The sequence below is a fragment of the Massilia litorea genome, from assembly GCF_015101885.1.
Taxonomy (GTDB): domain Bacteria; phylum Pseudomonadota; class Gammaproteobacteria; order Burkholderiales; family Burkholderiaceae_D; genus Telluria; species Telluria litorea.
This window is the reverse complement of record NZ_CP062941.1, coordinates 186,600-204,678: the sequence shown is the minus strand read 5'-3', so window position 1 is coordinate 204,678 and position 18,079 is coordinate 186,600. Positions and strand designations below refer to the sequence as shown.

14 protein-coding genes are annotated in these 18,079 nt (G+C 61.4%); 9 read left to right on the top strand and 5 right to left on the bottom strand.

What is annotated here, in order from left to right:
* Positions 1-6 precede the first annotated feature (6 nt).
* The 7 genes from LPB04_RS00815 (at position 7) to LPB04_RS00785 (ending at position 11,636) form a co-directional block, all read left to right on the top strand.
* The gene (locus LPB04_RS00815) at positions 7-2,385 is read left to right on the top strand and encodes an aldehyde dehydrogenase family protein (RefSeq protein WP_407943874.1); all 2,379 of its coding nucleotides are present in this window, start codon (positions 7-9) and stop codon (positions 2,383-2,385) included.
* Between the two features lie 156 nt (positions 2,386-2,541).
* Positions 2,542-3,867 carry a thymidine phosphorylase gene (gene deoA / locus LPB04_RS00810; protein WP_193686933.1) on the top strand — a complete coding sequence of 442 codons (1,326 nt, stop codon included), beginning with the start codon at positions 2,542-2,544 and terminating at the stop codon, positions 3,865-3,867.
* Between the two features lie 9 nt (positions 3,868-3,876).
* Positions 3,877-4,281, top strand: a complete 405-nt coding sequence (locus LPB04_RS00805) for a cytidine deaminase (RefSeq protein ID WP_193686932.1) — start codon at positions 3,877-3,879, stop codon at positions 4,279-4,281.
* Positions 4,282-4,474: 193 nt separating this feature from the next.
* Complete coding sequence (locus LPB04_RS00800; protein ID WP_193686931.1) at positions 4,475-7,237, top strand: type VI secretion system Vgr family protein; 2,763 nt, start codon at positions 4,475-4,477, stop codon at positions 7,235-7,237.
* A gap of 12 nt (positions 7,238-7,249) precedes the next feature.
* On the top strand, positions 7,250-8,140 hold the full coding sequence (locus LPB04_RS00795; RefSeq protein WP_193686930.1) for a DUF4123 domain-containing protein: 891 nt from the start codon (positions 7,250-7,252) through the stop codon (positions 8,138-8,140).
* The gene (locus tag LPB04_RS00790; protein WP_193686929.1) at positions 8,137-10,602 is read left to right on the top strand and encodes a T6SS effector BTH_I2691 family protein; all 2,466 of its coding nucleotides are present in this window, start codon (positions 8,137-8,139) and stop codon (positions 10,600-10,602) included. The genes LPB04_RS00795 and LPB04_RS00790 overlap by 4 nt, the downstream gene beginning before the upstream one ends.
* A gap of 8 nt (positions 10,603-10,610) precedes the next feature.
* A complete protein-coding gene (locus tag LPB04_RS00785) occupies positions 10,611-11,636 on the top strand; it encodes a DUF6708 domain-containing protein (protein WP_193686928.1) in 1,026 nt (341 codons plus the stop codon).
* Positions 11,637-11,752: 116 nt separating this feature from the next.
* Here the strand turns inward: LPB04_RS00785 and LPB04_RS00780 are convergent, their stop codons facing one another.
* The 5 genes from LPB04_RS00780 to LPB04_RS00760 form a co-directional block, all read right to left on the bottom strand.
* Positions 11,753-12,139, bottom strand: a complete 387-nt coding sequence (locus LPB04_RS00780) for a VOC family protein (protein WP_193686927.1) — start codon at positions 12,137-12,139, stop codon at positions 11,753-11,755.
* An 88-nt stretch (positions 12,140-12,227) separates the two neighbouring features.
* Positions 12,228-12,989, bottom strand: coding sequence for a LytR/AlgR family response regulator transcription factor (locus LPB04_RS00775; RefSeq protein ID WP_193686926.1), 762 nt, complete (start codon positions 12,987-12,989; stop codon positions 12,228-12,230).
* On the bottom strand, positions 12,989-13,879 hold the full coding sequence (locus tag LPB04_RS00770) for a sensor histidine kinase (protein ID WP_193686925.1): 891 nt from the start codon (positions 13,877-13,879) through the stop codon (positions 12,989-12,991). The genes LPB04_RS00775 and LPB04_RS00770 overlap by 1 nt, the downstream gene beginning before the upstream one ends.
* Positions 13,880-13,882: 3 nt before the next feature.
* Positions 13,883-14,134 carry a hypothetical protein gene (locus tag LPB04_RS00765; RefSeq protein ID WP_227496571.1) on the bottom strand — a complete coding sequence of 84 codons (252 nt, stop codon included), beginning with the start codon at positions 14,132-14,134 and terminating at the stop codon, positions 13,883-13,885.
* Between the two features lie 95 nt (positions 14,135-14,229).
* Positions 14,230-14,817 (bottom strand): GNAT family N-acetyltransferase, encoded by a 588-nt coding sequence (locus tag LPB04_RS00760; protein WP_193686924.1) that lies wholly within the window; start codon positions 14,815-14,817, stop codon positions 14,230-14,232.
* Positions 14,818-15,161: 344 nt separating this feature from the next.
* Here LPB04_RS00760 and LPB04_RS00755 point away from each other — a divergent pair, with 344 nt between their 5' ends.
* Positions 15,162-16,478 (top strand): aspartate aminotransferase family protein, encoded by a 1,317-nt coding sequence (locus LPB04_RS00755; protein WP_193686923.1) that lies wholly within the window; start codon positions 15,162-15,164, stop codon positions 16,476-16,478.
* Positions 16,479-16,490: 12 nt separating this feature from the next.
* Positions 16,491-17,993 (top strand): CoA-acylating methylmalonate-semialdehyde dehydrogenase, encoded by a 1,503-nt coding sequence (locus LPB04_RS00750; RefSeq protein ID WP_193686922.1) that lies wholly within the window; start codon positions 16,491-16,493, stop codon positions 17,991-17,993.
* Positions 17,994-18,079 lie beyond the last annotated feature (86 nt).

The window sequence follows — 18,079 nt, the reverse complement described above, 5'->3', positions numbered from 1 at the left end:
TTCGTCATGCCAACAATTAAAGAGATTCTGCAAACTATGGATTACGGCCCCGCACCCGAGAGCACCAAAGAAGCGCAAGCGTGGCTGGACCAGCACGGACGCCGTTTTGGACTGTTCATCGATAACGCGTGGACCGAAGGTGCCGAGACCTTCGCCTCGAACAACCCGGCCGACGGCTCGGAACTGGCGCAAGTCACCCAAGCCACCTCGGACGACGTGAACCGCGCCGTCGAAGCCGCGCGCCGTGCGCAGCCGGGCTGGGTCGCCATGGGTGGCCACGGCCGCGCGAAAGTCATGTATTCGATCGCGCGCCTGCTGCAAAAGCATTCGCGCCTGTTCGCGGTGCTGGAAACGCTGGACAACGGCAAGACCATCCGCGAAACGCGCGATGCCGACCTGCCGCTGGCCGCACGCCACTTCTACCACCACGCCGGCTGGGCGCAATTGCAGTCGGAAGAATTCGCCGACTACCGCGCCGTCGGCGTGGTCGGCCAGATCGTTCCCTGGAACTTCCCGGTCCTGATGCTGGCGTGGAAAATCGCGCCTGCGCTCGCCGCCGGCAACACCATCGTGTTCAAGCCGGCCGAGTACACCTCGCTGACGGCGCTGTTATTTGCTGAAATCTGCCAGCAGGCCGGCGTGCCGGCCGGCGTGGTGAACATCGTCACCGGCGACGGCCGCGTGGGCGAAGCCATCGTGAATCACCCTGGCATCGACAAGCTCGCCTTTACCGGTTCGACCGAAGTCGGTCGCATCATCCGCAAGGCCACGGCCGGCAGCGGCAAGAAGCTGTCGCTGGAGCTGGGCGGCAAGTCGCCGTTCATCGTCTTCGACGACGCCGACCTGGACGCGGCCGTCGAAGGCCTGGTCGACTCGATCTGGTTCAACCAGGGACAAGTCTGCTGCGCGGGCTCGCGCCTGCTTGTGCAGGAATCGGTGTACGACCGCTTCATCGCCAAAGTCAAAGTGCGCATGCAGAACCTGCGCGTCGGTTCGCCGCTGGATAAATCGAACGACATCGGCGCCCTGGTCGATCCGGTGCAGCAGCAGCGCATCCACGGCCTGGTGGAAGCCGCCCGCGCCGAAGGTTGCGAAATCTGGCAACCGAGCTGCGAAGCGCCTGTCGCCGGCTCGTGGTACCTGCCGACCCTGATCACCGGCGCCTCGACCTCGGCCGCCGTCGCCCAGACCGAGATCTTCGGACCGGTGCTGGTCGCGATGAGCTTCCGCACCCCGGGCGAAGCAGTGCAACTCGCGAACAACACCGTGTATGGTCTCGCCGCCTGCGTGTGGTCGGAATCGATCTCGCTGGCGCTGGACGTCGCGCCGCAGATCAAGGCCGGCGTCGTGTGGATCAACACCGCCAACCAGTTCGACGCAGCCTGCGGCTTCGGCGGCTACAAGGAATCGGGCTTCGGCCGCGAAGGCGGCAAGGAGGGCATGTACGAGTACCTGACCCCGCTGTCGGAAGATGCGCGCCCAAGCGCACCGATCGTCGCTGAAAAAGGCAAAGTGAAAGCTTCGGACGCCGGCAGCCCGTTCGCCGTCGACCGCACCGCCAAGCTCTACATCGGCGGCAAGCAGGCCCGCCCTGACGGCGCCTACAGCCGCGCGATCAACGGCGCCAACGGCGCCTTCCTGGCCGACGTCGGCGAGGGCAATCGCAAGGACATCCGCAACGCCGTGGAAGCCGCGCACAAGGCTGCCGGCTGGTCGAAAGCGACCGCGCACAACCGCGCGCAGGTGCTGTACTACATCGCCGAGAACCTGGCGATCCGCGCCGAGGAATTCGCTGCCCGTCTCGCCGCCATGACCGGCGTGCGTGACCCGCAGCGCGAAGTCGCGGCTTCGATCGAGCGCCTGTTCTACTGGGCCGCGTGGTGCGACAAGTACGACGGCGCCGCCCACCAGCCGCCGATGCACGGCATCACCGTTGCGCTCAACGAGCCGGTCGGCGTGATCGGCGTGATCTGCCCGAACGAGAACCCGCTGCTGGGCTTCATCTCGCTGGTCGCTCCCGCGCTGGCGCTGGGCAACCGCGTCGTCGCGGTGCCGTCGGAAGCCTACCCGCTGTCGGCCACGGACCTGTACCAGGTGCTGGACACCTCGGACCTGCCGGGCGGCGCGCTCAACATCGTCACTGGCTCGGCCGACGAGCTGGCGCGTACGCTGGCCACCCACGGCGACATCGATGCAGTGTGGCGCCACGACGGTTCGGCGGAAGGCTGCGCCGAAGTCGAGCGCTTATCCAGCGAGACGCTGAAGCGCACCTGGGTCGGCGGCGGCAAGGGCCGTGACTGGTTCGATGCGAAGCAGGCCTGTGGCCGCACGGTGCTGCAGCACGCCAGCCAGGTGAAAAACGTCTGGATTCCTTACGGCGTTTGATTTGATTTTGTAGGGTGGGCACTCCGTGCCCACGCGGTGATACGTAAAGGCTCCGTTGTCGTGTTCGACGATCTCGCCGCCGCGTATCGCCGCGTGGGCACAGAGTGCCCACCCTACGTCGTTTGAATGTTTGAATTGTAGAGAGGCGAACATCCCATGTTCCTCCCCCAGGAAATCATCCGCAAGAAGCGCGATGGCGGCATCCTCAGCGCCGAAGAAATCCAGTTTTTTGTCCGCGGCATCCCTGACAATACGGTCACCGAAGGCCAGATCGCGGCCCTCGCGATGGCCGTCTACTTCAACGACATGACCATGGACGAACGCGTCGCCTTTACGCTGGCGATGCGCGATTCCGGTCAGGTCCTGGAATGGAAATCCCTGAACCTGCCGGGTCCCGTGGTCGACAAGCACTCGACCGGCGGCGTCGGCGACGTCGTCTCGCTGATGCTCGGACCGATGATCGCCGCCTGTGGCGGCTTCGTGCCGATGATCTCGGGCCGCGGCCTGGGCCACACCGGCGGTACGCTGGATAAATTCGATTCGATCCCCGGCTACAGCACTGTCCCCGATCCTGAACTGTTCCGCACCGTGGTGAAGGAAGTCGGCGTCGCCATCATCGGCCAGACCGCCCAGCTGGCGCCGGCCGACAAGCGCTTCTACAGCATCCGCGACACGACGGCGACCGTGGAATCGGTAGCGATGATCACCGGCTCGATCCTCTCCAAGAAGCTGTCGGCCGGCCTCGATGCCCTGGTCATGGACGTCAAAGTAGGTAATGGCGCCTTCATGCCGACCTATGCGAAATCGGTCGAGCTGGCCGAGAGCATCGTCAGCGTCGGCAACGGCGCGGGCACCCGCACCTCGGCCATCCTGACCGGCATGGACGAATCGCTCTGCCACGCCGCCGGCAATGCCGTCGAAGTGCGCGTCGCGATCGACTACCTGACCGGCAAAGCGCGCCCGGCGCGCCTGCACGAAGTGACGATGGCGCTGTGCGCCGAGATGCTGGTCATCTCGGGCCTGGCAGCGAACGACAGCGAGGCCCGCGCCAGGCTGCAGGCGGCCCTCGATTCGGGCGAAGCGGCGGAACGCTTCGCGCGCATGGTCAAGGCCCTGGGCGGCCCGGCCGACCTGATGGACAAGCCCGACGCCTACCTCGAGACCGCACCGGTCATCGTGCCGGTGCCGGCTCTGCAGGCCGGCTTCGCCACCGCCGTCGACACCCGCGGCCTCGGCCTGGCGGTCGTCGCGCTGGGGGGCGGCCGCGTGCGTCCGCAGGATGCGATCGACTTCGCCGTCGGCCTGACGAACCTGGTTGAATTGGGCGACGCGATCGCCGTCGGCCAGCCGCTGGCGATGGTCCACGCGCGCACCCGGCAGGCGGCCGAGCAGGCCGTGCGCCAGGTGCAGGCCGCATACCAGATCGGTGCTGCGAAAGCCGCTGTCGCACCGATGATCCACCGTACCATCCGCCCGGAGTAAGGAAGGCACATGAAATACGAAAAGCTGATCGACGAAGCCCGCGCCGCGCGCGAACTGGCCTACACGCCGTATTCGAAATTCCAGGTCGGCGCCGCCCTCGAATGCAAGGACGGCCGCATCTTCCGCGGCTGTAACGTCGAAAACGCCTCCTACGGCCTGTGCAACTGCGCCGAGCGCACCGCCTTCTTCAGCGCCATCGCCCACGGCTACAAGCCGGGCGACTTCACGGCCCTGGCCGTGATCGGCCAGACCGACGGCCCGATCGCTCCCTGCGGCGCCTGCCGCCAGGTCATCCTGGAACTGGGCGGCAATGCGCTGCCGGTCGTGCTGACCAACCTGAAAGGCGATATCCACGAGACGACCGCGGCCGGGCAACTGCCGAACGCGTTTGGTGGGTGGGACCTGAACAAGTAAGTCCTGCGATCGCCTGCAGTACGGGAAGCGCCGCACACGGGAACGTGGCGGCGCTTTTTTCTTGCGTGCCAAGCGGCAAGCCGGCTGATCTTCCTCAACAGCCGGGCTGTGTTCTCGACGTGTAATCCCATGTTGTATGCGCGTATAAACCGGATCACATCGGCCGATGCGCAATGCATTTACAGGAGGATCCATGTCAGAGCAGGCACACGGCGCGGCGCTTCTCGCGTCGTTCAATCGTTTTACGCAGGATACGCGCCTGCTCCGGTTGACGACACCACTCGGCATCGACCTGCTCGCCGAGTGCGTGCGCGGCGAGGAGGGGATCAGCAAAGGGTATTCTTTTCGAGTCGATGCGCTGTGCACGGATGCGCATCTTTCCCTGAAAAGCCTGATCGGCCAACCGGCGCTGTTGCAACTGCTGACCGCCACCAGCGGCCAGATGCGTTCCTTTCACGGCCACGTCACCGCCTTTGAAATCAGCGGCGCGAACGGCGGCTTTGCCCGTTACACCCTGACGATCGAACCCTGGACGCGCTTCCTTTCGTTCGGCAGGGACAGCCGCATCTTCCAGGACAAGACGGTCATCGAGATCCTCGACAGCGTCTTCAAGGCGTATGCGGGACGCGGCAGGCTGATACCGGACTGGCGTTTCGAGCTGGCCGACAGCCGTGTGTATCCGAAGCGCAGTCTCACCACGCAATACCAGGAAAGCGACCTGGCCTTTTCCGAACGCCTGATGCACGAGGAAGGCCTGTTCACCTTTTTCGAACACAGCGGCGCCCCGGACAGCCCGGCGCTGGGCAGCCACGTGCTGGTGATCGCGGACCACAACGGCGCGTGCCAAGCGAACGTGCAGGCCTCGGTCGAGTTCACCCGGCCGGGCGCCGTCATGCGTGCCGACAGCGTCGACCGCTGGCGGATCGAGTCGCGGCTCGCAACCGATGCGATCGAGATGGGCAGCTGGGATTACCGCACCGTGCGCCAGCGCCGGGTCGATGCCACCGGACCCGGTGGCGACGCAGCGCTGGCCAGCCGCGATGCGCCCGGCGTCTACGCATGGCAGGACCGCGAGCAGGGACAGCGCATCGCCCTCAACCAGATCCAGGCCCTGGAGGCGGCGCGCCAGGTGCACGTGGCCGCCGGCACCGTGCGCAGCTTCGCGCCGGGCACCACTTTTAGTTTGCACGGCCACGCCCATTTCGACGCGGCCGGTCACGACGGCGAGCGCAGCTTCCTCATTACGCGCGCCGTCCACCTGATGCACAACAACCTGGGCGCCGACGTACTGGGCTCCGTGCACAAACTGTTGGGACAGGGAGTAGTGACGACAAGCGTCGCCGATGAATTCGGCCTCTCTGGCGATGACCGGCCCTTGTACCGCAACCGGATCGACGCGATCCTCGCGCGCGTTCCGTTTCGCTGCAGCGGCATCGACGCGCACGGCCGCCTCCTCCATCCGCGTCCGACCGTGCGCGGCCAGCAGACGGCAATCGTCGTCGGCCCGCCTGGCGCAAGCATCCACACGGATCGCGACCACCGCATCAAGATTCAATTCCACTGGCAGCGCGGCGCAGCCAGCCACAGCCGTGCCCTCCACCCTTATCCGGAGGGCCATACCGGTGCGCCAGGCGACGATACGGCGGGCACCTGGGTGCGGGTCCTCACGCCGATCGCCGGCGCGAACTGGGGCAGCAACATGGTGCCGCGCATCGGGCAGGAAGTGCTGGTGGACTTCCTGGAGGGCGATATCGACCGCCCGGTCGTCATCGGCAGCCTGTACAACGGACGCGGCCAGCAGGATGCGCAGCACAACGCGGTGGCCCACGGCGCTGCCGCAGCAACCGGGAATGCGCCCGCGTGGTTTCCGGGCGAGGGCGGCGGACATGCGCACCCGGCGGTGCTGTCGGGGCTTAAATCGCAGGCGATGAATGCCAGCCAGGAGGGCGGCGGGGCCTACAGCCAGCTGGTGTTCGACGACAGTCCCGGCCAGTCGCGCCTGGCCCTGCAGCGGCACACGAAAGCACACGACGGCGCGGCCGAGCTGAACCTCGGCCAGCTGCGGCACCAGAGCGACAATGCGCGCCTGCAGCCGGCCGGCTTTGGCGCCGAACTCAAGACCGCCGACGGCGCGGCAGTGCGCGCCGGACAGGGCCTGCTGCTGTCGGCGGATGTGCGCAATGGCGGCAGCGGCAGCCAGCTCGATTCGCGCGAGGCTGCGGGGCAGATCAGGGAAAGCCATGAATTGCAGGTCGCGCTGGCGACGCAGGCGCAGAAGCACAATGCAAAGCTCAAGGATGAGCCCGAGCCTGCCAAGTTTCCTGCGCTCGGGCAGATGGGCCATAGCGCAGAGGTCATCGAGGCCGCCGATCAGAATGCGGTCGCGTACGGCGAACCGCACCTGCAACTGTCGAGCCCTGCCGGCATCGTCGCTGCCACCCCCGCCGATGCTGTTCTTTCGGCCGGCACGACGACCAACATCACTGCCCAGGACATCAACCTTGTCGCGCAGGCTAGCTCATCTACGCTACTAATTGGCGGTATTAGTCTCTTTACCTACGGCAAAGCCAGCAACAAGACCAAGCCGAACCAGGAGACCGGCCTCAAGCTACATGCGGCCAGCGGCAAGCTGAGCGCACAAAGCCAGTCCGGCACGACCTCTCTGGTTGCGGACAAGACGGTGACGGTGGCCAGCGTCACGAAAACGGTGGCGATCTCGGCGCCGAAGAAGCATGTGCTGCTGACGGCGCAGGGGGCGTTCATCAAGCTGGAGGGCGGGAATATCGAGGTGCATGCGCCGGGGAAGGTGGAGTTTAAGGCGAGTGCAAAAGAGTTGGCGGGGCCGCAGAGCGCCAGTTGCAAGAAAACAATGCCGAAGCCTGGCGATCTGAAGCTTTGTGAGTTCCGGGCCGCCGGTGCAGCAGCTGCCGGCGACAGCACCGTCCCTTTGTCCTGATGCGGAAATCCGATGAACGAACCTTTCAATTCCCAGACGGTGCGTCAATACGCATTTGCCGTGGCCGATGCAGGAATGGCCGAATGTCTTCCCGACGGACTGATCGTTGAACGATTAGTGCCTAACCACCTCGGGCCAAGTGCTCACCTGATGCCGATATTGATCGATCTCAACCGATCAGCCAGTTACGCGCTGGACGGCATATCGAATCAAATACGGAATGCTTGCGAGAACGCACAGGCTCCGTGCATAACTCTATTCATCAAGACGAAAGCCTCCGCAAGAGAAATTACCCGCCATTGGAATTCGATGCAGTTAGTGCGGCCTCGGCCGGGACACGGGTTGTGGCTGCGCTTGCACGATTCGCGTGTTCTACATCAGATGCTACGCATATTGAACCCAATGCAGAGCCGAAAGATGTTTGGGCTGTCACTGGCAATTACCTACTGGATAGGCGGGGAGTGGGTGACCGCAGAACGTGAATTGCATTATCCGCCCGGCTCTCAATCCAGCGCTCTTGGTGGCGCTGAACCCTACGCAGGTCAAGAGCGTTGGGACTGGGCCCGAATCGAACGTATCGGCCTCGTTAATCGTGCCCTACATCACGCGAATATTCGGGCGGCCGCGGCGCTGACAAGCGCTGGAGCGTTGGCGGAGGAATTAATGGAACGCGCAGCCAGACGCTACGGCCTTATCGACAATGCCGATCTGGTTGAGTTCGCCGCGCGAGGCCTTCGGACCAATCCCACGTTCGACGAACATCCCACAGTGGCAAGAGTCATCAAGCAGGACGCGATGTCAGCCGAAGAGTCCAGCCTATCCGATCGGTTTGCGCTTGTCGAAGAGCAGGTCTGGCATGCGCTTTGCAAGCCTACGAAAACGCCGCTGGAAAGCCAACTATGACCTCTGCAAAAACATGCGAATTTTGTGACAAACGCGGCTTGCCTCTACTGCTCGTGCGCGATGGCGTCGCACCGGCCGGCGGTGGCGCGCCATTAGCGCCAGCTCTACCGATCGAGCTCAGTGCCAAGGCAGCCCACTACACGAAGCGGGTGCTTCGCAGTGGTTATGTGCATGTCTTCGATGAAGCGCGGCATCGCTGGGAAATATACTTCGTCACCAACGATGGCTATTTCTTCAAACTGTTGGATACCCCTGGCGTCATCGCAGCGACACCCCAGAAGCCGTTTAATTGTCCAGACGCAGGCCATCGCGCTATCGCAAGTTGTATTACGGTGCCAGATCCCAAGAATGCCTCTAAGGTATGGATAGGCTTCAGCGATGTTTGGTGGACTGAAGCCGTACGAAAGGCGAACGAGGACGTTGCTTATCGCAAACGTCACATGATAGAAATCGATATTAAGGCAGCGCTAAGCGGAAACCAAATGCCTCACCGGCCGATTAAGCAGGTTGATGCACTAATAGCAGAGTATGCGGTATCCCCTAGTCAGGCGAAAGCTAATTTTGAGTGGAGCCCATTCGAGTTTATCTCTCGCCACGGTCACGCCGATCGCTTGAAGCGGGAATGTGAGGCTTTGCGTCCAAACGCGGGATTGATTGTTACCTTGAATGATCCAGTAGGCGTGGCGCAGGAATTGGCCTTTCTAATGAAACGGAATGCACTTCTATTTTCGGAAAAAAATGTTGAAAATAAAAGATATTTGGCAGCTAGTAATGCAATTGATCGGATCGAGGAAGCATTACGTAAGCAGGCGGAGGATGCTGAGATCGCCGCGGCAGATCAGATCGCAGATAATCAAATCAAGGCAAACCCGCTCGGCCATTTGTTTTCGGCTTCCACACGGGCTCAAACAGAGAGTATTCGTACTGTTACGCGAGCGGAGTTAACGCGTGCTGCAGATAATGGGTGGGATAAGTATGCCAAGAAATTTGATAACACTGCGCGGGGCCGTTGGAATGATTCTTTTGGAAAAAGACTTCAGGCATTCGATGGGGAATTCATAGCTCCTTTGGCGCTAAGCCACGTTGCCTGGATGAAGAGCACGTCTCTCATCAACCATCTCGAATGTAATTATGATCCTCTTAATGCGGAATCGGGAGTTGTATTCACGAAAACGGTTGCGCAGTGTTTAACTGCTACCCAAGACAAGAAAGCATGCACTGACTTGTACGACGATTGGCTTAAAGGCGATATCGCAGATGCAAAAAATGTTTTGTTGCGTGCGATGATTCTCAATCAAAATGTTACTAAAGATGCAATCAGCGGCGCCACCACAGTAGGTTTCGACGTGCGTCAACTTCCATGGGACAATATCTTTACGGCGTCTGCTCTTGCTGTCGGTAAGATTGATTCTCAAGCAAGGGACGTTACAGCCCATCTTATCGCACAGATAGGCTGTTCGATAGCAAAAATGTTTCACAAGGTAATTGACGGTAGTTCAGGTTTCAGGGCTGCAATAATGGCTACAGGTTTAATATCCGGGCATCCAGTCGTTGTATGCGATATCGTCGGCACAAAGAGACAGTTTGTAACGCTTCTGACCAAACAGCTTATTCAGTTAAGTGGCCAACCCGCGAATGAAGAACAATTAAGACGAGCCGTTGCAATTGAGCTGAAACGCCAGCAGGTTCATGGTAAGCCGATGAGTGGGACGACAAAAAGAAAATGGTTAATGATCGCTGATAAGGAAGTTATTGCGCAGCTGCCGAATGGATTGACTCCACAACAGCGTCATGATTGGTTGGCTAAAAGTATAAAAACTACTGAGGCAATCGAATCTCTCAATTTGGGCCGGTGGCGAAAAGTTATCAGCATCGAAGTTCGTGCCGGTGTGGTAACAGCAATCTTGCAGGCAGTTTGTTTGACCAAATTGATGTCGGACGAAGCGAAAAGTCTAAAAGACGAGACGTTCGATGCGAGCGCCCGACTCTATAGCGCAATGGCAGCTGTTGCGGCGACGACTTCTGAAGCAATTGGCCATGCCTTGTCAGGGCGAGTAAGCCTAGGTATGCGATTTGGGCAAGCATTTTCTTCTAAGTTTGCAGATTTCTTAGCGCATGCAGGAAAGGGTGTCGGGATATGCGCAGGATTAGTTGTGGCTGGATTAGATGTCTACAAAGCTTTCAATGAATATCAAGAGGGATCAAGCGGGTTGATTGTTGTTAGCTATATCGGATCGGCAATTGTCGGGGTGGCGCTTAGCGCAGCAATTCTTCTTTCGGCCTCGATCCCCGTAATTGGACTTCTAATTTTGCTGGCAATCGGTATCGGGTTTCTTATCGATAATATCAAAGATAATCCTATCCAGGATTGGCTGGAACGTTGTCCTTGGGGGAAGTTGACAGGTCAGCGATACGTCGATTTCGATACTGAGCAAGCACAGCTCAAACTGGCTTTATCGTGAAGGTAAATATGGAATTCTCTGGCCTGATCCGAGACTATCAAGTAAACCGACTGCTTACCGACGAGGAGAAACTTCATCATCTGAAGCAGAGCCAGCGTCTTGAACTTGAGCCAAGATACCAGTTAAGCGTGGTTAAATTAAACTCTACATATTTGGAATCAATAGACAAATGGTTCGGTTGGAAGGGGCTTTTGACGGCAGTTGCGATCATAGTCATTGCCATCTTTGCTTCCGGTCTCTTCGGAATGGTGTATGTGACGCTGACTAGCCCGCCAAGTCTTCGTCCCGCAAGCGACGGCTGGTTGATTTGTACAGTTGTCGCGGTAATGATCTTACCAGTGATAGCTGGAGCTATTTGGTTGCTGAAAAAAGAGTCATTTGCATATACCCATTATCCAATGCGTTTTGATCGGAAGAATCGGATGGTACATGTGTTCAGAAAAAATGGAACGGTACTTTCGGTTCGTTGGAGTGATGTATTTTTCACGTTAGGGCATATGCCTCAGTGGAATGAGTGGGAAGTCCGCGGGCATGTCCTCGCGTCTGATAAGGTGACGATTCGCGAGACTTTTGCCCTTAGTTATGTTGGTTCCATCGACGCCGCAATTGCCGCTCCAGGCAGCGTGCGCCACTCGTCTGATGATTTCGTACGCGCACACTGGGAATTCATCCGGCGCTATATGGAAGATGGTCCACAAGATGTAGTGAATCAGATACAATTTTGTATGCCCGTCGACAAGCGAAGGGAAGCATTCCGCGTAGGTGCTGAGCGAGTATTCGCCAATTTTGCGGGCGCGCCGTTTGTAATCTACTGGGCCATGTTCCCTTTGTGCCTGGTCGTGAGCATGTTTCGATGGCTCGCTATGCGCACGAGCAAAGTGCCGCAATGGCCAAGCGACGTCGAGGCTGGCTGTATGGTTGAGCCGGACGACCCGTATGCAATTGAAGGGACTCTAACTGGTGAGCGAACGGCTGTATTCCCAAAGGCAGCCTTGGACGCGGACGTTCATTTCTGCGCACCTTTGCACGGCTAGACTGTTGTAGGTAAGACGCCCAGTCTTCATTGCGGTCGTGGATCTATGCACTTCCTCTTCGAAGAAAAGCTATTTCTCCAGCGTCGCGAATAGTACTGCCAACGGATACCCAGGCGTCACGCCGCGCTCGTATCCATCTGCATCATCCCAAAGATATTCCCATCCGGATCCTTGAAATACGCCAGCCACCCAACCCCAGGAATCGCCATCTTCGGCACACACAGCACGGCCCCGCCCCCTTGCGCCTTCACCATCGACGCATCGAGGTTATCCACGTCAACCGTGATCACAAACGCATTCGGCGACGCCATCGGCCCCGGCGCCGGCCCGGGCCGCGGCAGGAGTCCGCCATTGATCCCGGGTTGACTGTCGGGTCCCGTATTGATCATCCAGTATTCACCAGTTGGAAATTTGCTGAACGACCAGCCGAACAGGTTCGAATAGAAATCGATCAGCGCCTGCGGCTGTGTGGCGTGAATTTCGAAGTGCACTGCGCGCGACATGGCGCCTCCTCTCCACGGTTCATCTTTCGAGTACGGATTCGGCAGGAAGTTTCGACATCAACAGCGACGAGGGTCAATGACTCGAAAATCACATCTGCTGAAACAGGTGTGAATGATTCCGGCTCACCTCCAGCTCCTGCGGATAATTGCGCACCCTCAGCATCTGGCGCCCGCGCAGGTCGCGCGAGACCTCGGCGATGGCGTCGACCCGCACCAGCGTCGACCGGTGGATGCGCCAGAATTCGTCCGGATCGAGCTCGTCCGCCAGCTCCTTGAGCGTCTTGCGGATCAGCAGTTCGGCGGTGGCCGTCTGCACCCGCGTGTATTTTTCGTCGGACTGGAAGAACAGGATTTCGCGCGTGCTTACCATGCGCAAGCTGCCGCCCACTTGCGCCTGGATCCAGCGCAGGTAGCTGCGCTTCGGCGGCGTTCCCTGCTGGAGCAGGCTGCCCAGCTGGGCGAGCTGGGCGCCGATGTCCTGTGGCGCTTGCTGCAAGCGCTTGCGCAGGCGTTCGCAGGTGGTCGCCAGTCTTTCGGCAGTGACGGGTTTCAGCAGGTAGTCGATCGCGCCATGCTCGAAGGCGTCGACGGCGTACTGGTCGTAGGCGGTGGCGAAGACGATGTGGCAGCGGTTATACAGCTGACGCGCGGCCTCGATGCCGCCCATGCCGGGCATGCGGATGTCGAGGAAGGCGATCTGCGGCTGGTGGCGCGCGGCCATCTCGACGGCTTCAATGCCGTTCGAGGCGAGGGCGACCACCTCGAGTTCGGGCCATACTTCCGCCAGGCGGGCGCGCAGCTGCTCGCGCATCGCGGCTTCGTCGTCGGCGATCAGGGCAGTGACCGACATTATGCGTCCTCCATCATCTTGTAGGGAATGCGCACCGAGGCGCAGGCGCCGCCGCCGGGAGGCGCTTCGATGACCAGCTCGGCCTGGGTGCCGTACAGCAGTTGCAGGCGTTCGCGGATGTTGGCCAGGCCCACGCCGTCGTCGGCGTGCAGGTCGATGCCGACGCCGTCGTCGCAGACATCGACGACCAGGGTGGCGACGTCGACCCGGGCCCGCACCGTGATGGTGCCGCCTTCGATCTTCGGTTCCAGGCCGTGCTTGATCGCGTTTTCGATCAGGGTCTGCAGCATCATCGGCGGGAAGGGCGCGCTGCCGAGGAAGTCGGGCACCTCGAAGCGCACCTGGAGCCGTTCCTTCATCCTGGCCTGCATGATCGCGAGGTAGGCGCGCGACAGTTCGAGCTGCTTGCCGAGCGTGGCACCGCCGCCCGAGCGCATCTGCGGCAGGCTGGAGCGCAGGTAGGAAATCAGGTGCGCGTGGACCTTGGCCGCTTCCGGCGGATCGGTCTCGATCAGGCGGCCGATCAGGGCCAGGGTGTTGAACAGGAAGTGGGGTTCGACCTGGGCCTGCAGGGCCGCCATCTGCGCTTCGGTCAGGCGCCGCTCCAGGGTCGCCACCTCGGCCTTCAGCGTGGCGTCCTTCGCCACCAGTTCGGCGCGGCGCTTGCCGCCGGCCAGCACCTTGATGCCGAAGGAAAGGAAGATGTACCAGACCGCCGGTTCCGGCGTATTCAGCATGCCGAGGAAAAACAGTGCCAGCAGCCAGGTGATGGCCAGCTTGCGCCAGTCGACCACCGCGACCCAGTCGAAGAATGCCCACCACAGCTTGCTTACCTCGGCAAAGGCTTCGCGCATGAAGTCGACGGCCCGGTTGATCTGGCTGGCTTGCATAGCTCAGTCCTCGAGCGGGGTGGTCTTGTCGCTATTGATCGCGAGTACGGCGTACTTGATGGCGAGGAAGATCGCAAACAGCATCAGGGCCAACGGAATGACGGTGATGGCGCAGGCCGTCAGGATGGCCGCCAGCAGCAGGGCCGGCCAGGGCAGGGCCGAGAAGGTGCGCAGGCCGCTGCGCAGATAACGCATGGCCGTTGCCGCGGCGTCTTCCAGTTCGGCGGCAAAGGATCGGAAGGTGGTCGTTTTCATGCTGTGCTCCTCGTGTTGGTGGTGTCGATGGAAGCACTCTACCCTTGGCGCCGGACGGCGGCGAGGGCACTGCGACGAAGCGTGCATTTCATGGGCTAACCGGCAGCGTCGACCGACGAACGGGACGGTGCACGCTCGTCCCAATAGCGCTTGAGCAAGCCATAGAAGACGGTGTCGGCCGTCTCGCCATGGACGATCCAGCGTTCCGGCATGAATCCCTCCTGGCGGAAACCCAGTTTTTCCAGTACGCGTCCCGAGGCAAGGTTCTGCGGATCGATGTCGGCCTCGATCCGGTTCATGCCCAGCGCACCGAAGGCGTGTTCCAGCACCGGCACCAGCGCCTCGCTGACATAGCCATGGCCCCAATGGCGGCTGCCCAGGGCGTAGCCGAGGTCGCAGCGCCGGTTGTCGCGGTTGAAGGCGAACAGGCTGGCAACGCCGATCAGCGCACCGGTGGCGCTGACGACGATGCCGTAGCGCAGGCCGCCGCCGTCGGCATAGTCGCGCAGGGCGGCGGCGAGCATCTCGTCGGCCTGGGCCATGTCGGTCCAGGCGTTGCGCGACCAGTAACGCACGACCTCCGGGTCGGAAAAAATGGCAAACAGGGCGGCTTCGTCGCCGGCGGCGAGCGGACGCAGGGTCAAGCGTCCGGTTGTCAGGACGGGAGGCATCGATTCTGGCATGGCAATCTCCGGTCAGCCCCACGTTTCCTTACCCGCGATGGCTGAGTTTGCGTTAGATCAAGGGCGTTAGCATTCTCACACAGGCGGTATGCCGGGTGATTTAGCATGGCTGTTGGTCGCCGTAGACTTCGGATATATTCGAATTGATATGACGGCATCACGGCGCGCGTTTATATTACCGGATCGGTGGAGTATTTTGCATTTTTGCAACGTACCCTGTTTGGACCGGCCAGCCCGAAAGCCCCATGGCTTTACATTCGCAGCGCTGGCGTGCACATTGTTAGTATTGCCTCGTCGTTTTGCCACACAGACCAATAATTGGCTGCAAACAAGGGAGAGCCTGCATGAACGAGTCCAGACCCGAATCGATGTCCGCCTTCTGGATGCCTTTCACGAACAATCGCGACTTCAAGGCCAATCCGCGCCTGCTGGTCTCGGCCGAAGGCATGTACTACAAGGACGTGGACGGCAACCAGATCCTCGACGGCACCGCCGGCCTGTGGTGCGTGCCTTGCGGCCACGCCCAGCCGAAGATCGTGAGCGCGGTGCGCGAGATGATCGGCCAGCTCGATTTCGCGCCCACCTTCCAGATGGGCCATCCGGCCGCCTTCGACCTGGCCGAACAGTTGATGGACTATACGGGCCACAAGTTCGGCCACGTTTTTTACACCAACTCCGGATCCGAGGCGGTCGACACCGCTTTGAAAATCGCGCTGGCCTATCACAAGGCGCGCGGCGAGGGCGGACGCACTCGGCTGATCGGACGCGAACGCGGTTATCACGGCGTCGGTTTCGGCGGCCTGTCGGTCGGCGGCATCGGCCCCAACCGCAAGAGTTTCGGTCCATTGCTCCCGGGCGTCGACCACCTGCCACACACGCACAACCTGCTGAAGAACGCCTTTTCGCGCGGGGAGCCGGACTTCGGCGTCGAACTGGCGGACGAACTCGAGCGCCTGGTGGCGCTGCACGACGCCTCCACCATTGCGGCCGTGATCATCGAGCCGGTCTCCGGCTCCACCGGCGTGCTGGTGCCCCCGAAAGGCTACCTGAAACGCCTGCGCGAGATCTGCACCAAACACGGCATCCTGCTCATTTTCGACGAAGTCATCACCGGCTTCGGACGCTTGACGACCCCGTTCGCGGCGGACTATTTCGAGGTCGAGCCGGACCTGATGACGACCGCGAAAGGCATCACCAATGGCGTGATCCCGATGGGCGCGGTGTTCAGCAAAAAATTCATCCACGATGCCTTCATGGAAGCGCCCGCCGGCATCGAGCTGTTCCACGGCTACACCTATTCGGGCCACCCGGTTGCCTGCGCGGCGGCGCTCGCCACGCTCGAGACCTTCAAGGAGCAGCAGATCCTGGAGCACGCCAAGGGCATGCAGGCGTATTGGGAAGACGCAGTGCACGCCATGAAAGGCTTGCCGCATGTGATCGACATTCGCACGATCGGCCTGGTCGCCGGCATCGAGCTCGAACCGATCGCCGGCAAGCCGGGCGCGCGCGCCTACCAGGCGTTCAAGAAAGCGTTTGCCGACGGTCTCCTGATCCGTACCACCGGCGACATCATCGCGCTGTCGCCGCCCCTCATCCTCGAGAAACAGCACATCGACGAATTGTTCGGCAAGCTGGCCACCGTATTGAAAAACCTGGACTAGAAGAGACATAACATGAATCAACTTGAAATTATCGGCCACTTCATCGGCGGCCAGGTCGTCGACACGGCGGGCGAGCGCTACGCCGACGTCTTCAACCCGGCCCTGGGCGAACCCTGCGCCCGCGTGACCCTCGCCAGCGTCGACGAAGTCAACGCCGCCGTCTTCGCCGCGCAAGCCGCTTTCCCGGCCTGGGCCGCCACGCCGCCGCTGGCGCGCTCGCGCATCCTGTTCAAGTACCTGCAGCTGTGCCAGCAGCACACCGACGAATTCGCGGCCATGATCACGCGCGAACACGGCAAGACCTTCAGCGACGCGCAGGGCGAAGTCGCGCGCGGCATCGAAGTCGTCGAATTCGCCTGCGGCATCCCGCAATTGTTGAAAGGCGAGTTCACCGACCAGATCGCGCGCGGCATCGACGCCTGGTCGATGCGCCAGCCGCTCGGCGTCGTGGCCGGCATCACGCCCTTCAATTTCCCGGTCATGGTGCCGATGTGGATGTTCCCGGTGGCGATCGCCTGCGGTAACACCTTCGTGCTGAAACCGTCGGAGCGCGATCCCTCGCCATCGCTCCTGCACGCGCGCCTGCTGAAGGAAGCCGGCTTGCCGGACGGCGTCTTCAACGTGGTGCAGGGCGATAAGCTTGCCGTCGACGCGCTGCTGGATAATCGCGACGTGCAGGCGATCAGTTTTGTGGGCTCGACCCCGATCGCCGAATACATCTATGCGCGCGGCAGTGCCAACGGCAAGCGTGTGCAGGCCCTGGGCGGCGCCAAGAACCACATGGTCGTGATGCCCGACGCCGACATGGACATGGCGGTCGACGCCCTGATCGGCGCCGCCTACGGCTCGGCGGGCGAGCGCTGCATGGCGATCTCGGTGGCGGTGGCCATCGGCGACGCCGGCGACAAGCTCGTTGCCACCCTGGCCGAGCGTACGAAGAACCTGAAAATCGGCGAGGGCATGAGCAAGGGGGCAGAAATGGGCCCGGTCGTCACGCAAGCGGCGCGCCAGCGCATCGAGCGTCTGATCGGAGAGGGCGTGGAGCAGGGCGCGACCCTCGTCGTCGATGGTCGCGGCCACAAGGTCGAGGGTTATGAAAACGGCTTCTTCGTCGGCGGTACCCTGTTCGACCACGTGAAACCCGAGATGAGCATCTATCAGGAAGAGATCTTCGGGCCGGTGCTGTGCGTGGTGCGGCTGCCGGACGTCGGCAGCGCGGTCGAGCTGATCAACGCCAACGAGTACGGCAACGGCGTCGCCGTCTTCACGCGCGACGGCGGCGTGGCGCGCGAATTCGTGCGCCAGATCCAGGTCGGCATGGTGGGCGTGAACGTCCCGTTGCCGGTGCCGATGGCCTTCAACAGCTTCGGCGGCTGGAAGCGCAGCATGTTCGGCGACCACCACGCCTACGGCCCGGAAGGCGTGCGCTTCTATACGCGCCACAAGGCGGTGATGCAGCGCTGGCCGAATACGGCGAGTTCCGGCGTGGAGTTCGCGTTCCCGCAGATGAAGTGACAAACCTTGGCGACGTTCGCACACTGCGAACGCCGCCGGAGGGCGTAGGGTGGGCACAAGTGCCCACCCTACGAAAAGCAAGGCAG

Excerpts from the sequence above, each read along its gene's own strand:
- LPB04_RS00795 (WP_193686930.1), top strand. The coding sequence starts at position 7,250 with ATGAACGAACCTTTCAATTCCCAGACGGTGCGTCAATACGCATTTGCC.
- LPB04_RS00800 (WP_193686931.1), top strand. The coding sequence starts at position 4,475 with ATGTCAGAGCAGGCACACGGCGCGGCGCTTCTCGCGTCGTTCAATCGT.
- LPB04_RS00805 (WP_193686932.1), top strand. The coding sequence starts at position 3,877 with ATGAAATACGAAAAGCTGATCGACGAAGCCCGCGCCGCGCGCGAACTG.
- LPB04_RS00780 (WP_193686927.1), bottom strand. The coding sequence starts at position 12,139 with ATGTCGCGCGCAGTGCACTTCGAAATTCACGCCACACAGCCGCAGGCG.
- LPB04_RS00790 (WP_193686929.1), top strand. The coding sequence starts at position 8,137 with ATGACCTCTGCAAAAACATGCGAATTTTGTGACAAACGCGGCTTGCCT.
- LPB04_RS00750 (WP_193686922.1), top strand. The coding sequence starts at position 16,491 with ATGAATCAACTTGAAATTATCGGCCACTTCATCGGCGGCCAGGTCGTC.
- LPB04_RS00785 (WP_193686928.1), top strand. The coding sequence starts at position 10,611 with ATGGAATTCTCTGGCCTGATCCGAGACTATCAAGTAAACCGACTGCTT.
- LPB04_RS00765 (WP_227496571.1), bottom strand. The coding sequence starts at position 14,134 with ATGAAAACGACCACCTTCCGATCCTTTGCCGCCGAACTGGAAGACGCC.
- deoA (WP_193686933.1), top strand. The coding sequence starts at position 2,542 with ATGTTCCTCCCCCAGGAAATCATCCGCAAGAAGCGCGATGGCGGCATC.
- LPB04_RS00755 (WP_193686923.1), top strand. The coding sequence starts at position 15,162 with ATGAACGAGTCCAGACCCGAATCGATGTCCGCCTTCTGGATGCCTTTC.
- LPB04_RS00760 (WP_193686924.1), bottom strand. The coding sequence starts at position 14,817 with ATGCCAGAATCGATGCCTCCCGTCCTGACAACCGGACGCTTGACCCTG.
- LPB04_RS00770 (WP_193686925.1), bottom strand. The coding sequence starts at position 13,879 with ATGCAAGCCAGCCAGATCAACCGGGCCGTCGACTTCATGCGCGAAGCC.
- LPB04_RS00775 (WP_193686926.1), bottom strand. The coding sequence starts at position 12,989 with ATGTCGGTCACTGCCCTGATCGCCGACGACGAAGCCGCGATGCGCGAG.
- LPB04_RS00815 (WP_407943874.1), top strand. The coding sequence starts at position 7 with ATGCCAACAATTAAAGAGATTCTGCAAACTATGGATTACGGCCCCGCA.